This window comes from Dactylosporangium cerinum (genome assembly GCF_042653625.1).
Lineage (GTDB): Bacteria > Actinomycetota > Actinomycetes > Mycobacteriales > Micromonosporaceae > Dactylosporangium > Dactylosporangium cerinum.
Window position 1 is genome coordinate 252,636 of record NZ_JBHSIU010000110.1, and the last position, 13,270, is coordinate 265,905.

16 protein-coding genes are annotated in these 13,270 nt (G+C 70.5%); 11 read left to right on the forward strand and 5 right to left on the reverse strand.

Annotated elements, in window-relative coordinates; genetic code table 11:
- Positions 1 to 200: 200 nt before the first annotated feature.
- Positions 201 to 1,238, reverse strand: coding sequence for a mechanosensitive ion channel family protein (locus ACFPIJ_RS55590; protein WP_380127660.1), 1,038 nt, complete (start codon positions 1,236 to 1,238; stop codon positions 201 to 203).
- Between the two features lie 201 nt (positions 1,239 to 1,439).
- Here ACFPIJ_RS55590 and ACFPIJ_RS55595 point away from each other — a divergent pair, with 201 nt between their 5' ends.
- Positions 1,440 to 1,982, forward strand: a complete 543-nt coding sequence (locus ACFPIJ_RS55595; protein ID WP_203845489.1) for an HNH endonuclease — start codon at positions 1,440 to 1,442, stop codon at positions 1,980 to 1,982.
- A gap of 102 nt (positions 1,983 to 2,084) precedes the next feature.
- On the opposite strand, the gene kynU is transcribed toward ACFPIJ_RS55595, so the two are convergent.
- Positions 2,085 to 3,335: a kynureninase gene (kynU, locus tag ACFPIJ_RS55600; RefSeq protein WP_380127661.1), complete on the reverse strand. Its 1,251-nt coding sequence runs from the start codon at positions 3,333 to 3,335 to the stop codon at positions 2,085 to 2,087.
- 115 nt (positions 3,336 to 3,450) lie between these two features.
- Between kynU and ctaJ the strand changes: the two genes are divergently transcribed.
- Both ctaJ and ACFPIJ_RS55610 read left to right on the forward strand, forming a co-directional pair.
- Positions 3,451 to 3,753, forward strand: a complete 303-nt coding sequence (gene ctaJ / locus ACFPIJ_RS55605) for an aa3-type cytochrome oxidase subunit CtaJ (protein WP_380127662.1) — start codon at positions 3,451 to 3,453, stop codon at positions 3,751 to 3,753.
- On the forward strand, positions 3,740 to 4,144 hold the full coding sequence (locus tag ACFPIJ_RS55610) for a DUF5130 family protein (protein ID WP_380127663.1): 405 nt from the start codon (positions 3,740 to 3,742) through the stop codon (positions 4,142 to 4,144). The genes ctaJ and ACFPIJ_RS55610 overlap by 14 nt, the downstream gene beginning before the upstream one ends.
- Positions 4,145 to 4,686: 542 nt before the next feature.
- Here the strand turns inward: ACFPIJ_RS55610 and pepN are convergent.
- Positions 4,687 to 7,230: an aminopeptidase N gene (gene pepN, locus ACFPIJ_RS55615; protein WP_380127664.1), complete on the reverse strand. Its 2,544-nt coding sequence runs from the start codon at positions 7,228 to 7,230 to the stop codon at positions 4,687 to 4,689.
- A gap of 208 nt (positions 7,231 to 7,438) precedes the next feature.
- On the opposite strand from pepN, the gene ACFPIJ_RS55620 reads away from it, so the two are divergent.
- From ACFPIJ_RS55620 to ACFPIJ_RS55630, 3 genes are read left to right on the forward strand one after another with little or no spacing between them, the layout of a single operon-like run.
- Positions 7,439 to 8,068: a mycothiol-dependent nitroreductase Rv2466c family protein gene (locus tag ACFPIJ_RS55620; protein WP_380127665.1), complete on the forward strand. Its 630-nt coding sequence runs from the start codon at positions 7,439 to 7,441 to the stop codon at positions 8,066 to 8,068.
- A 26-nt stretch (positions 8,069 to 8,094) separates the two neighbouring features.
- Positions 8,095 to 8,454, forward strand: a complete 360-nt coding sequence (locus ACFPIJ_RS55625; protein WP_380127666.1) for a hypothetical protein — start codon at positions 8,095 to 8,097, stop codon at positions 8,452 to 8,454.
- 14 nt (positions 8,455 to 8,468) lie between these two features.
- Positions 8,469 to 8,786 carry a DUF3817 domain-containing protein gene (locus ACFPIJ_RS55630; protein ID WP_380127706.1) on the forward strand — a complete coding sequence of 106 codons (318 nt, stop codon included), beginning with the start codon at positions 8,469 to 8,471 and terminating at the stop codon, positions 8,784 to 8,786.
- On the opposite strand, the gene ACFPIJ_RS55635 is transcribed toward ACFPIJ_RS55630, so the two are convergent.
- The gene (locus ACFPIJ_RS55635; protein ID WP_380127667.1) at positions 8,754 to 9,686 is read right to left on the reverse strand and encodes a cation diffusion facilitator family transporter; all 933 of its coding nucleotides are present in this window, start codon (positions 9,684 to 9,686) and stop codon (positions 8,754 to 8,756) included. The genes ACFPIJ_RS55630 and ACFPIJ_RS55635 overlap by 33 nt on opposite strands.
- A gap of 120 nt (positions 9,687 to 9,806) precedes the next feature.
- On the opposite strand from ACFPIJ_RS55635, the gene ACFPIJ_RS55640 reads away from it, so the two are divergent.
- From ACFPIJ_RS55640 to ACFPIJ_RS55660, 5 genes are all read left to right on the forward strand, one after another.
- The gene (locus ACFPIJ_RS55640; RefSeq protein WP_380127668.1) at positions 9,807 to 10,232 is read left to right on the forward strand and encodes an ATP-binding protein; all 426 of its coding nucleotides are present in this window, start codon (positions 9,807 to 9,809) and stop codon (positions 10,230 to 10,232) included.
- Positions 10,233 to 10,381: 149 nt separating this feature from the next.
- A complete protein-coding gene (locus tag ACFPIJ_RS55645) occupies positions 10,382 to 10,576 on the forward strand; it encodes a hypothetical protein (protein ID WP_380127669.1) in 195 nt (64 codons plus the stop codon).
- 17 nt (positions 10,577 to 10,593) lie between these two features.
- On the forward strand, positions 10,594 to 11,760 hold the full coding sequence (locus ACFPIJ_RS55650; RefSeq protein WP_380127670.1) for a DUF1015 family protein: 1,167 nt from the start codon (positions 10,594 to 10,596) through the stop codon (positions 11,758 to 11,760).
- A gap of 56 nt (positions 11,761 to 11,816) precedes the next feature.
- A complete protein-coding gene (locus ACFPIJ_RS55655; RefSeq protein ID WP_327008518.1) occupies positions 11,817 to 12,005 on the forward strand; it encodes a hypothetical protein in 189 nt (62 codons plus the stop codon).
- A gap of 13 nt (positions 12,006 to 12,018) precedes the next feature.
- Entirely contained in the window at positions 12,019 to 12,492 is a 474-nt protein-coding gene (locus ACFPIJ_RS55660) for a ribose-5-phosphate isomerase (RefSeq protein ID WP_380127671.1), read from the forward strand.
- 37 nt (positions 12,493 to 12,529) lie between these two features.
- Here the strand turns inward: ACFPIJ_RS55660 and ACFPIJ_RS55665 are convergent, their stop codons facing one another.
- Positions 12,530 to 12,877, reverse strand: a complete 348-nt coding sequence (locus ACFPIJ_RS55665; protein ID WP_380127707.1) for a hypothetical protein — start codon at positions 12,875 to 12,877, stop codon at positions 12,530 to 12,532.
- Positions 12,878 to 13,270: the final 393 nt, after the last annotated feature.

The window sequence follows — 13,270 nt, forward strand, 5'->3', positions numbered from 1 at the left end:
CGTTCGCGGGCGCGGCCGGACCGGTCTGCTCCGGCGTCGGAGGGGTCAACGGCGCCGGACCGGAACATCGTGCAGCGATGCACCTGAACGAACGGACGATAACCGACTAGCCACCCGATGCGCGACCCTACCCATCGGGCTGGCCGCAACTAACCGCAAGATCGGACAAATGTGTCGTCAGCGCGTCGCCCGAAGGAACCTCAGGTCGGGCCCCCCTGGCCGGTGTCCGAGCCGGCGCCAGTGTCGGCGGGCGGCCGGATGAACATCCGCGACGCGGTGATCTGCGCGGCGATCCCGGCCTTCTCCAATGCGTCGGTCAACCGCCGGCGCAGTTCGCGGCCGACCCGCCACTGCGCCTCGGTCGACGTCTTCACCGTCGTGCGCAGCACCGCACCCTCGGCGGTGAGCTGCTCGACGCCCAGGACCTTCGGCGGGTCGATGAAGTCGTCGACGAAGTCGGGGTCCTCGGCGACCGCCTCGGCCGCCTCGCGCAGCACCGCGGTGGCCTGGTCGACCGCGACGAACCCGACGGGCACGTCGATGTTGACCACGGCCCAGCCCTGGCTCTTGTTGCCGACCCGGACGATCTCGCCGTTGCGCACGTACCAGACGACGCCGGAGGCGTCGCGGATGGTGGTGATCCGCAGCCCGACCGCCTCGACGGTGCCGACCGTCTCACCGATGTCGACCACGTCGCCGATCCCGTACTGGTCCTCGAGCAGCATGAACAGCCCGGCGATGAAGTCCTTGACGAGGTTCTGCGCGCCGAAACCGATCGCCAGGCCGGCGATGCCCGCACTGGCCAGCAGTGGCCCCAGGTTGAGGCCGATCTCGCCGAGCACCAGCATGGCGGAGATGCTGAACACCACCGCCGAGGCGATGCTGCGCAGCACCGAGCCGAGCGCGCGGGCCCGCTGGTTGCGCCGCTCCCACGGCGCGGTGAGCGAGTTGGGCAGCCGCCGGCGCAGCGGGCGCAGCAGCGAGCCGCCGGTCTCGTTGTCCGACACGGTGTGCTTGATCAGGCGGTCGATCGCCCGGTGGACGATCGCCCGGATCAGGAACGCCAGAACGATGATCATGACGATCGTCAGCGGTTTGACCAGCACCCAGTAGCTGCTTTCGGCCAGCCAGGGGATCTTCGTCTGCTCGTACACGAACTCGCAGAACCCGTTGTTGGAGCAGCTCGGGGTAGGGTCGGGCGCCGGGGTGGGCGACAGGGCGAGCACGCTGCTCAACAAGCACTCCTTGGCAAACCGGTGCGAACGGGGGGAAGTCCGCACAAACGCTCTTGCGGGCGGGCGAAGGTTCACCCGCCGGCCGCAAATAGTACGTGCAATCCGAGGATCTATCAGGGACGATTAGCGCACGGACCGCCACCTCGGCGGCCCGCTACATAGACCTTCTCCAGGGAGTTTCCTTCACGCACTAGGGGGACGGCGATGCCTGACATACGACCCGCACGAGTATCGGGTGCGCTGGTTCTGAATGCCACCTACGAGCCGCTGTGTGTCGTGTCTGTCAGACGTGCCACCATCCTGGTCCTCACCGCGAAGGCGGTTACCGTCGCGGACGGTGAGGGCATCCTGCACAGTGCGATGAATGAGCTCCCGGTCCCCTCTGTGGTCCGGCTCACGCGCTACGTCCGAGTGCCGTACCGCACGCACATAGGCCTGTCCCGCCGAGGCATCTTCGCCCGCGACGGCTGGCGGTGCGCCTACTGCCGAGGCCCGGCGGAGACCATCGACCACGTGATGCCACGCAGCCGCGGTGGGCGGCACGCATGGGAGAACGTCGTCGCCGCCTGCGCCCGCTGCAACCACACCAAAGGTGACAAAACGCCAGCCGAACTCGGCTGGCGTTTGCTTGCCACCCCTCATGCGCCGAAGGGTGTCGCGTGGCGGGTCCTCGGCCACCGCACCCCCGACCCGCGCTGGGCGGACTGGCTCGACGTGCCGTTGGACGGTCAGCAACTCGCGGCGTGAGCGGCGCGCAGCGCAGCGGAGCGGCCGCGAATCAGGATGACAGGTTTGGCTCAGGTCGATGCCGGAGCGCAGCGGAGGTGGCGGCCTGAGCGGGCGGGTGGCTCAGGTCACCCGCCCCGGCGCCGCCTCGAACTCGCGGTAGGACCCGCTGGTCATGATGTCGCGCAGCCGCGCCATGCCCTCCCACACGTCCACAAACCGGGTGTAGAGCGGTGCCAGCCCGATCCGCAGCCGCTCCGGGGTCCGGAAGTCCGGGATGACCATGGCGGCCTTCAGCGCCTGGCAGATCTGCCAGGCCTGCGGGTGGCGGAACGTCACATGGGATCCCCGCTGCCCGGGGTCACTGGGCGAGGCCAGCGCGAGACGGTCGCCGAGCCAGGCGTCGCCGAGTTGGATGGTGTACGAGGTGAGCTCGGCGCTCTTGTCGTACAGGCGCGGTACTCCGGCCTCGGCGGTGATCCGGGCCCCTTCGAGCACCGCGTATCCGCCCAGCACCGGTGGCGTGCCGACCTGGAAGCGCTCGATCGACTCGACCGGGTCGTAGCCGGCGTCCATCGCGAACTGGTCCCGCTGGCCGAACCAGCCCCAGATCGGCTGCCGCAGCCTGGCCTGCAGGTCGCGGCGGACGAACAGGAACGCCGGCGCGCCCGGCCCCGCGTTGAGGTACTTGTACGTGCAGCCGACCGCCAGGTCCGCCCCCGACTCCCGCAACGGCACCGGCACCGAGCCGGCAGAGTGGCACAGATCCCACAGTGTGAGGGCCCCCACCCGGTGCGCGGCAGTGGTGATCGCCACCATGTCGGCGAGCGCGCCGGACCGGTACGCCACGTGCGACAGGCACACCAGGGCGACGTCGTCGTCGAGGGCGGCCGCGATCCGCGCCGGGTCGACGCCCGCGTCGATGTCGGTCGCCACGATCCGCAGCTCCAGTCCCCGGGCCTGGGCCAGGCCCTCCAGGACGTAACGGTCGGTAGGAAAGTTGTCGTCGTCGGTCACGATGACGCGCCGCCCCGGGCTGGCGTCCAGCGCCGCCGACGCCAGCTTGAACAGGTTGACGCTGGACGAATCCGACAGGATCACCTCGCCCCTGGAGACGCCCAGCACCCCCTCGGCGATCACGTCACCGGCCCGTCCGGCCAGGTCGATCCACGTGTCCCAGCCGCGGATGAGCTCGCCGCCCCACTCCCGGTCGATCGCGTCGTGCAGCCGGTCACGCGTGGTGAGCGGCAGCCGGCCGAGCGAGTTGCCGTCGAAGTACACGAGGCGCTCGTCCGGGATGTGGAAACGCGTGCGGAAGTGACCGATCGGGTCCTGTGCGTCACGAGTTTCGGCATACTGGCGGCTGAGGTCCATGGAGCTGACGGTATCGTCCGAAGATCGGCAATACCCCCCGGCAACGCGCTGGTCATCATGGCCCGCTAACGTGAAGCCGGTCTTTTAGTCCCTTCGACGCCTGGGGGCGTTGAGCTTGTCCATCATCGAGACGACGCTGATCTTCGCCGGCATTCCGGCAGCGGTCATCGTGCTCATCGCGGGCGCCAGCTATGCCGGGAGCGCCCGGCGCAGCAAGCGTTACCGGCCCGGCCGGCCGTTCGACTTCACGCCGGTCTGGTTCCTGTCCGTGCCCGAGCAGGTGACCCAGACGGCGAATGCCCGTGAGCTCACCGGCGCGCGGCGGGCCGAACTGACCACCGGTGCGCCGGCCGTGACCGAATGGTCCGGCGACCGGGCGCAGCCGCACGTCATGGGAGGCGCAAGTGACCGGTGGTAACGGAGCTGGCCTGAAGGGCCAGCCCGACGTCCTCAACGGGCCGTTCACCACGCGCCAGCTGCTCCGCCTCGACGAGGCACTGCGGCTGGCCGACTCGTCGACCGGCCTGACCTTCAGCATCTACGTCGGCGACCTCGCCGAGCCGATGCGGGCCTACGCCGAGGAGCTGCACGGTCAGCTCGCCGACCCACCGCACTCGGTGCTCATCGCGGTCTCGCCCAACCAGCGGACCCTCGAGATCATCACCGGTGGCGAGGCCCGCCGCCGGCTGCCCGACCGCGCGGCGAAGCTGGCCGCCCTGTCGATGGCGGCGGCCTTCGGCGGCGGCGACCTCGCCGGCGGCCTCGTGGCCGGGCTGTCCCAGCTCGCCGACCACGCCGGCCGGCACTGACCGCAGCCGCCCACCGTTTGTCCGACGGCGCGCCGCTTCCCGCCCAGGGAACCGGCGCGCCGTCGTCTTCCCCGTGATCCCGAAGACCCCGTGTACCCAGAGGTGCACAACCCCTTCCGGATCACGAGATCGGCCGCTTCGATGCCGGCCCGCACTTCCCATGATCCCGAAGACCCTGTGTACCCAGAGGTGCACAAGCTCTTCTGGATCACGAGGTCGGCCGCTTCCGCGCCGGGCCCGCTGTTCCCATGATCCCGAAGACTCTGTGTACCCAGGGGTGCACAAGCTCTTCTGGATCACGAGGTTGGCCGCCTCGGCGCTGGGTTCGGGCTTTCCGTGATCCGGAAGACCCTGTGTACCCAGAGGTGCACAAGCTCTTCGGGATCATGGGGGTGGCTGTTTCCGCGCCGCTCGGGCTTTCGTGATCCGGAAGGCTCTGTGTTGCCAGGGGTGTACAAGGGCTTCGGGTCGTGAAGGGGTGGGACAGGGAAGGGCGGGGCTGGTCGGTGTGACCAGCGCCCGCCCTTCGGCGTGTTGCGGCGTCAGCTTGCGGCGGCGTCCTTGGCCCGGGCCTTCAGGGCGCGGACGATGCCGTCGCGGCCCTCGCCGACCAGGCGGCGCAGCGGGGCCGGGCGGCCGGGCTCGGCGAGCCACGCCTCGGTCCGGGCCACCGTGTCCTCGCTGACCTGGAACGACGGGTAGCCGAGCTCGACGAACTCGGCGGCCGGCTCCGAGTCGCGGTGCTCCCACACGGGCATGAGAGCGTCGAAGAACGCGGGCAGGAACGCCGCCGTCAGCGGAACCTGCGCCGAGTGCTGGAAGCCCTGCAGCAGCGAGCGCTGCAACCAGTTCGGCAGGTGGTGGTCCTCGACGAGGCGGCGCCACGTCTCGGCCTTCGACTCGGCGGTGGGGACCAGGGCGCGGGCGAGGGCCGCCTGGCGCTCGCCGCTCGCGGTGCGGTCCCGGTCGAGCTCGGACTCGATCTCGGCCGGGTCGGCGGCACCGTTGGCGATCAGGGCGTGCAGGATGCCCCAGCGCAGGTCCGCCTGGATCGTCAGGCCCGAGGGCACGTCGACCCCGTTCAGCCAGCCCGTCAGGACCGCGAGGTCGTCGGGTGTGCGGGCGGCCGCCGCGAACGAACGCGCCCACGCCAGCTGGAAGCCGCTGCCGGGGATCGCGTCGCGCAGCGCGTCGCGGGCGGTCGCGGCCAGGACGCGCCAGCCCTCGGGCGCCCACGCCGGGTCGGCGTAGAAGACCAGGGCCGACTGGGCCTGCCGGATGGTGGCGGTGACCAGGTTGATGTCGCGCTCGGCGGGCAGGCCGGACGCGATCAGCTTGATGTAGTCGCGGACGGCGAGCTCGGCGTCGCGGACCATGTCCCACGCCGCGGTCCAGACCAGCGCCCGGGCGAGGGAGTTGTCCATGCCGAGGATGTGGTCGCCGACGGTGTCCATGGAGCGGGCGTCGAGGCGCAGCTTCGCGTAGGTCAGGTCGTCGTCGTTGAGCAGCAGGACGTCCGCGGCGCGGCGCCCGGCGAGGGTGGTGATCTCGGTGCGCTCGCCGTCGACGTCGGCCTCGATGAGCTCGCGGCGGATCAGGGCGCCGTCGACGACGTCATACAGGCCGATGCCGATGCGGTGGGTGCGCAGCGTCGGATACGCGGCGGGGGCCTCCTGCAGGACGACGACCTGCTCATACGTGCCGTCGGCGGCGATGGTCAGCTCGGGCCGCAGCGTGTTGACCTGGGCGGTCTCCAGCCACTGCGCCGCGAACTTGCGCAGCTCCTTGCCCGAGGCGGACTCCAGCGCCGACAGCAGGTCGTCGAACGTGGCGTTGCCCCACTGGTGCTGCTGGAAGTAGGCGCGCAGGCCGGTGAGGAACGGGTCGATCCCCACATAGGCCACCAGCTGCTTGACGACGCTGGCGCCCTTGGCGTAGGTGATGCCGTCGAAGTTGACCTCGACCGCCTCGACGTCGGGCATCTCGCAGTAGACGGGGTGGGTGGAGGACAGCTGGTCCTGCCGGTAGCCCCAGTTCTTGCGGATCGACAGGAACGTCGTCCACGCGTCGGTGAAGCGGGTCGCGCGGGTGTTGCACCAGTGGCTCGCCCACTCCGCGAACGACTCGTTCAGCCACAGGTCATCCCACCAGCGCATGGTGACGAGGTCGCCGAACCACATGTGGGCGAGCTCGTGCAGGATCGTGTTGGCGCGCTGCTCGTATTCGAAGTCGGTGACCGGGGAGCGGAAGATGTAGTGCTGCTCGGCGTGCACGACGCAGCCGAAGTTCTCCATCGCGCCGGCGTTGAACTCCGGCGAGTACACCTGGTCGTACTTCGGCAGCGGGTAGCGGATGCCGAACTCCTGGTGGAAGAAGTCGAAGCCCTGCTTCGTGATGAGCAGGATGTCGTCGGCGTCCAGGTACTGCTTCATCGACTGGCGGCAGAAGACGCCCAGGTCGATGCCGTCGTGGCTGTCCCGGACCTCGTGATACGGCCCGGCGCAGATCGCCGTGACGTAGGTGCTCATCCGCGGCGTGGGCGGGAAGTGCACGGTGAGGTCGTCGCGCCGCTCCGGTGGCATGTTGGAGATGACCCGCCAGTGGGCCGGCGCGGTCACGTGGAACGTGAAGCTGGCCTTCAGGTCGGGCTGGTCGAAGCACGCGTAGACGCGCTGCGCATCGGTCGTCTCGAACTGGCTGTAGAGATACACCTCCTTGTCGACGGGGTCGACGCTGCGGTGCAGCCCCTGCCCGGTCGTGGAGTAGGTGCCCTCGGCCTCGACGACCAGGAGGTTGTCGGCGGCGAGGCCGGGCAGGCGCAGCCCGGTCTGCGGGGTCCAGTCGGACGTGTCGAGGGCGGCGCCGTTGAGCGTCGCGCTGAGCACCGTCGTGACCGCCAGCTCGATGAAGGTGTCGGCGCCCGGTTCGGTGCAGGTGAACCGCACCTCGGTGGTCGTCCGGAAGGTGCCTTCACCTGGGTAGCCGGCGCCGTCCGTCAGGTCGAGACTGATGTCGTACGCCGCAACGTCGAGCAGGCGGGCCCGGTCGACCGCCTCAACCTGGCGTAGGTTGCGTACACCGGCCACGTGTCGTCTCCTGTCGTTCGCTGTGGCCGTCCCCGTCGACGGCGCCACCCTTGAGTCTTCCACGTCCACGGCGGACAACGGGGGAGTGGCTCAGGTCACCCCGAGCCCGGCTGGCACCGGAAGCCCCCGAAGCGTAAGGATCGAACCGGGTTTCCGACTCTTTCAGTAGCGTTTCCGGAGTGCTTCTCTGGAGTGAGGTGTCGCCGCCATGGCAGAAGAGCGCATCATCGCAGACATGTGGTTCGACCCGCGGTGCCCGTGGGCCTGGATCACCTCCCGCTGGCTGCTCGAGGTGGAGCAGGTTCGCCCAGTTGACGTGCGGTTCCACGTCATGAGTCTGTCGATCCTCAACGAGGGTCGCGACGACATCCCGCAGCGATACAAAGAGGGTCTGGCCAAGGGTTGGGGCCCGGTCCGGGTGGCGATCGCGGCCGAGCAGAAGTTCGGCAACGAGGTGCTGCGCCCGCTGTACACCGCCCTGGGCACCCGGATCCACCACGAGAAGCAGGAACTCGGGCGGGAGCTGTACGAGACCGTGCTCACCGACGCGGGCCTGCCGGCGCAACTCGCGGACTACGCCGACTCGACCGAGTTCGACGAGCAGCTGCGGGAGAGCCACTTCGCCGGGATGAACCCGGTGGGCATGGACGTCGGCACGCCCGTCATCCACGTGCCGGGCGAGGACGGCAAGCTCATCGCCTTCTTCGGCCCGGTCATCACGCCGGCCCCGAAGGGTGAGGCGGCCGGCCGGCTCTGGGACGGCACGCTGCTGGTGGCCGGGACACCGGGCTTCTTCGAGATCAAGCGCAGCCGGGACGTGGGGCCGGTCTTCGACTGACCGGTCTAACGGTAGGCTGCCTACCTGTGCGGCGGTTCCTGACTCCCCGGTGGGTGCTCTGGCATGTCCTGGCGCTCGCCGGGATTGCCGTGTGTCTGCTCGCCGGTCGCTGGCAGTATCAGCGGGCCACCGCCGGCAACATGTTGAGCTGGGCATACACCGTACAATGGCCGCTTTTTGCGCTTTTCGTGGGGTTTTTGTGGGTGCGGGCCATCCGGGATGTGCTCGGGCCGCGGCCGGTGAAGACCCAGGAGCCGCTGCGCCCCCGGGTTGTTCCGGCCGCTCCCGCCGCCGCTGAGGACGACCCGGAGCTCGCCGAATACAACCGCATGCTGGCCTGGCTCGCCGCCAACCCTGACCGCCGCCCTGGCGACTTCCCCGGATGAGGTACCCCATGCCGCTGAAGAACGCGCTCACCCGCTTCCGGGTCATCGCCTGGATCGTCGGCGTCCTGCTGGTCGTGCTCACCGTCGGCACCGTGCTGAAGTACACGACCGAGGACGACACGATCGTGGCCCTGGTCGGCCCCGCGCACGGCTTCCTCTACATGGCCTACCTGGTCCTGGCCGCCGACCTGGCCCGCCGCGCGAAGTGGAAGCTCGGCTTCACGGTCCTGGTGCTGCTGGCCGGCACGGTGCCGTTCCTGTCCTTCGTGGCCGAACGGGTCGTCACCCGCCGGGTGCAGTCAGCCCGACCCCTTGTAGGAAGCGCCGTGTGAGTCCACGCAGTGCTCGGCGTCGAGCGTGTGGTCGACCTGCAGCGTGGTGTGCTCGATCGCGTAGCGCTCCCGCAGATGCACCTCGATCGCCCCGCGCACCGCGTGGCAGTCCTGCGACGGCGCCACCAGCACGTGCGCGGACAGTGCCGGATAGCCCGAGGTGACCTGCCAGACGTGCAGGTCGTGCAGCTCGACCACGCCCGGCACGCCGCACAGCTCGCGGCCGAGCGCCGCCGGGTCCATCCCGGTCGGCGCCGCCTCCAGGAAGATCCGGCCGGAGTCGCGGACCAGCCCGACCCCCGAGCGGACCATGAGCGCGGCCACCACCAGTGACGCGATCGCGTCCGCCCGGTGGAAGCCGGTGAGCAGCACGACCAGGCCGGAGACCGCCGCCGCGACGAACGCGAACAGGTCCGTCAGCACGTGCTGGAAGGCGCCCTCGATGTTGAGGCTGGACCGGTCCGCCCGGCCGAGGACCCACACCACGAGCAGGTTGACGGCGATGCCCGCGAGGGCCGTGACCAGGACCGCACCGCCGCCGACCGCGGGCGGATGGATCAGCCGGACCACCGACTCGTAGGTGATCCAGGCCGCGAGCAGCAGCAGCGTCAACCCGTTGGCCTGCGCGGAGAGGATCTCGGCCCGCTTCAACCCGAACGTGAAGCCGCCCGACGGCGGCCGGGCCGCGAGCCGGGTTGCGAACAGCGCCAGCGCGATCGCGGCGGCGTCCGACAGCATGTGCGCCGCGTCCGAGAGCAGTGCCAGGGAGTCGACCAGCAGGCCCACGGTCACCTCGACCGCCATGAACCCGGTGATCAGCACCAGCGCGACAGCCAGCAGCCGCCGGTCGGCGTTTGCCGACGGCGCGTGGTGGTGGTCGTGATCGTGGTCGTGACCCATGTGCGACATCTTATGCGTACTTCGCTATATGACGGCAGTCGTTTCTGCCACCGTATGCCGGGGCACTAGTCAGGTACGAGGTTGCACGCAGTGACGAAGGAAGGAGCAGGGCCTGTGGGCATGGAAATCCGCCTGACACTTTCGTTGCCACGCGACCGGTCCACCGTCCCGCTCACCCGCCGGGTTCTCGACGCCGCCCTCGGGGTGTTCTCCGTCACCCGGGACTGCCGCGACGACATCGGTCTCGCCGTCGGGGAGGCCTGCGCCAACGCCGTCCAGCACGCCGACCTCGGCGCCGACTACCAGGTCACGGTCACCATCCATGAGGACCGCTGCGTGATCGATGTGGTCGACGAGGGGATCGGCATGGATGCCGTGACCGGCGCCGACGCCGACGCACACGCCGCGATCGACGCCGAGAGCGGCCGGGGGCTGCGCATCATCCATGCGCTCGCCGACATGGTCGAGTTCCGCCGGCACCAACCCCACGGGGTGGCGCTGCGGATCGTGAAGATGCTGACCAGGGTGACGACGGCGACCGCCTGAGCACGTCCTGGTGATTTCTCGACAGAACCGTGCCGTCAATTCCTTCGTGGGTTTGCAATGGATCCGCACAGCCGGTGCGACTCCCGCACACCTGGGAGCCGTTGCGCAGTGTGCGACGTCACCCTGCTACACCGGAGGAATTCCGAATCATGACCACCGCCACTCTCCCGGCCGAGCTCGACGACTCCGCCGACACCTGCTGGACCGTGCAGGAACGCGCCTGGAAGCAGGAACTGCCCGACCTGCCCGACGACGTGATCGCGCTGCTCGCCCCGCCGGTCGTGGTGCTCGCGTCCACCATCGCGGGACGCGCCGTCCCCCGTGCCGTGCCACAGGCCGTCTGAGCTATACCGTTTCGTCCATGACGGTTGCGTACCCGATCGCCCACGCCTGGCTCTCCACCGGAGGCACCGGCGCGCAGAACTACGACGAGTTCGCCGACGACGCGGAGATCACCGCGATCATCGCGGCGAACCCGTCCAGCGCCCTCGCCATCGAGATGCCCCACCGGGCGCCGGACAATGTCGGCCGCTCCTTCCGCGACAGCCTCCCCGACGCCGTGACCCGCCTCCAGGCGGCCAAGGACGACGGGCACTACGCCGCCGCCGCCGACGTGGTGGTGCTCTACCGGATCACCGCGCCCGACGGTGCCCGCGCGTACGGGCTGTGGTGCATGGTCGCCACCGACCAGATCTCCACCAGCGCCGACGAGCCCGGCGCCGTCATCCGCAACGAGGACGTCTTCATCGAGAAGGTCCGCGAGCGGGTCGCCCTCGCCGAGGCCACCCAGCACCTGCTGTCGCCGGTGCTGCTGCTGCAGACCGCGCACGGCGAGGCCCTGCACGCGGCCCTCGCCCACGCCAGCGCCGACGCCGGCACGCCCGTGGTCACCGACACCGACCCGGCCGGGCGCACCCACGAGATCTGGCCCGTCTCCGCCGGCACCACCCGCGACCGGATCCTCGCCCTCGCCGGCGGCGGTGAGCTGGTCGTCGCCGACGGCAACCACCGCAGCCTCGCCGCGCAGACCGCCGGCTACCCGCGCTTCCTCGCCGTGGTCACCACACCCGAGTCAGTGGCGATCCAGCCCTACAACCGCCTGGTCTCCGAGCTGCCCGACGGCGTCTCCTTCACCGGTGCCGAGCTGGACGGCGCGGAGATCCCGGCGACCGGCGGCCGGGTCCACCTCTACACCCGCGGCGGCGCCTGGTCGGTCGAGCTGCCCCGCGACGCCGCCGGCGGCGTCATCGACAACCTCGACCACGCCCTCGTCGAGCGCCGCCTCTTCGCCGAGACCCTCGGACTGGAGCCCGGCGACAAGCGCATCACGTACGTCGGTGGCGACTACCCCGCGTCGTGGCTGCGTGACGAGGTCGACGCGGGCCGGGCCGAACTGGCGGTGCTCATCGCCCCCGTCACCGTCGAGGACTTCGTCGCGGTCAATCTCGCCCGGCAGAAGATGCCCCGCAAGAGCACCTGGTTCACCCCGAAGGCCCGCGCGGGACTGGTCGTCGCCCAACTGTCGTAGTTTCACCCGATCGTGGTAGACACTAGGCCGCTTCGTCTACGGCCTGGGGTGTGCACATGCGGATCTTCATCGCGGCCATGGTGGCCGCCTTCGGCATCGGCGCCTTCGCTGCCGCCGCCCTCGTCTGGGACCGGCGGCGGCACTGGCGCCTCACCGGGGGCGCCACCGCCGGGTGGGTGTCCGGGCTGCTGTTCGTGGGGCTCGCGTTGGTGGTGGGTTCCTGCCTGGGCCTGATCCAGTTCTGACAGACTTTCCGGTATGCGCGTCTATCTTGGTTCGGATCACGCCGGCTATGAGCTGAAAGTGCACCTGGCCGGCGCCCTGGGGCTGCAGGGATACGAGGTCGTCGACGTCGGCCCGGCGAAGTTCGACCCCGACGACGACTACCCGGTCTTCTGTTTCCACACCGGCGCCCGCGTCGTCGCCGACCCGGGCAGCCTCGGCGTCGTCATCGGCGGCTCCGGCAACGGGGAGCAGATCGCGGCCAACAAGGTGCCCGGGGTCAGGGCCGCGCTCGCGTGGAACCTGGACACGGCCCGGCTCGGCCGCGAGCACAACGACGCGAACATCGTCGCCGTCGGGGCCCGCCAGCACACCCTCGACGAGGCCACGGCGCTCGTGACGGCGTTCCTGTCGACGGCCTTCTCCGGCAACGAACGGCATGCCCGGCGCATCGCGCAGGTCCTGGAGTACGACACGACCCGCGTCCTGCCGCCGCTGCCCGACGCCTGATCCCGCGCCCGCCCGGCGGCGCGGGCGGCGCCGGTGGTCAGGTGCGCGGGCGGTGGCCCGGTCGGGTCAGCTCCTCGCGGGGCACCCAGCCGCGCCGGACGATCTGCAGGTCACGGTCGGCCGCCGCCAGGTCGTCGTCGCTGGGGCGGGCCGCGTCCCGGGCGCGCATCGCGGCCGAGACGCTCACCTGCGAGGCGCCGCCGCCGACGAGACCGCGCAGGCCGCGCTCGGACACGACCTCGTCGTGGTGGTGATGGTGATGGTGGGCGTCGTGGTGGTGGTGATCGTGGTCATGGTCGTGGTCGTCCTTGGCGTGCCCGCCGGGGCGCTCGCCCGCGGGGGTCTCCGCCTCCGCCGCCTCGGGGTCGTGGACGTTGGCGGTCATCGCGAACGCCCCTGACAGCTCCGCCAGCTGCGCGGGACTCGGCGGCGCCGGACTGGTCGGCGCGGCGCTCGGCGGAGACACCACGGCCGGTGTGGGGCTGGTCGGCGGCGCGCTCAGCGATGCCGGCGCGGGCACCGCGGGCTCTGGGTCGGCGTCGCGGGGAAACGCGCCCGGCGCCGCCGGAGGGCCTGACGCCGGCTGGGTGCTGACCGGCGGATGGATCGGTGGCCGCGGGACCGGCGGATGGGGCTTCGCCGCGACCGGGTCGACCGCCTCGGCCACCGCCGCGTCCCCGGTCACTTCGTCCGTGGTCGCAGCGACCGCGGCCGGGTCAGCGGCAGGATCGACGGACGGGTCGGCCACCGGGTCAACGGCCGGGTCGCCGGCGGGCGG

Bases quoted from the DNA above. Each gene is read 5' to 3' on its own strand.
- ACFPIJ_RS55640 (WP_380127668.1), top strand. From the start codon at position 9,807: ATGGAAATCCGCCTGACACTTTCGTTGCCACGCGACCGGTCCACCGTC.
- ACFPIJ_RS55650 (WP_380127670.1), top strand. From the start codon at position 10,594: ATGACGGTTGCGTACCCGATCGCCCACGCCTGGCTCTCCACCGGAGGC.
- ACFPIJ_RS55645 (WP_380127669.1), top strand. From the start codon at position 10,382: ATGACCACCGCCACTCTCCCGGCCGAGCTCGACGACTCCGCCGACACC.
- ACFPIJ_RS55620 (WP_380127665.1), top strand. From the start codon at position 7,439: ATGGCAGAAGAGCGCATCATCGCAGACATGTGGTTCGACCCGCGGTGC.
- ACFPIJ_RS55635 (WP_380127667.1), bottom strand. From the start codon at position 9,686: ATGGGTCACGACCACGATCACGACCACCACCACGCGCCGTCGGCAAAC.
- ACFPIJ_RS55595 (WP_203845489.1), top strand. From the start codon at position 1,440: ATGCCTGACATACGACCCGCACGAGTATCGGGTGCGCTGGTTCTGAAT.
- ACFPIJ_RS55665 (WP_380127707.1), bottom strand. From the start codon at position 12,877: ATGACCGCCAACGTCCACGACCCCGAGGCGGCGGAGGCGGAGACCCCC.
- ACFPIJ_RS55660 (WP_380127671.1), top strand. From the start codon at position 12,019: ATGCGCGTCTATCTTGGTTCGGATCACGCCGGCTATGAGCTGAAAGTG.
- kynU (WP_380127661.1), bottom strand. From the start codon at position 3,335: ATGGACCTCAGCCGCCAGTATGCCGAAACTCGTGACGCACAGGACCCG.
- ACFPIJ_RS55655 (WP_327008518.1), top strand. From the start codon at position 11,817: ATGCGGATCTTCATCGCGGCCATGGTGGCCGCCTTCGGCATCGGCGCC.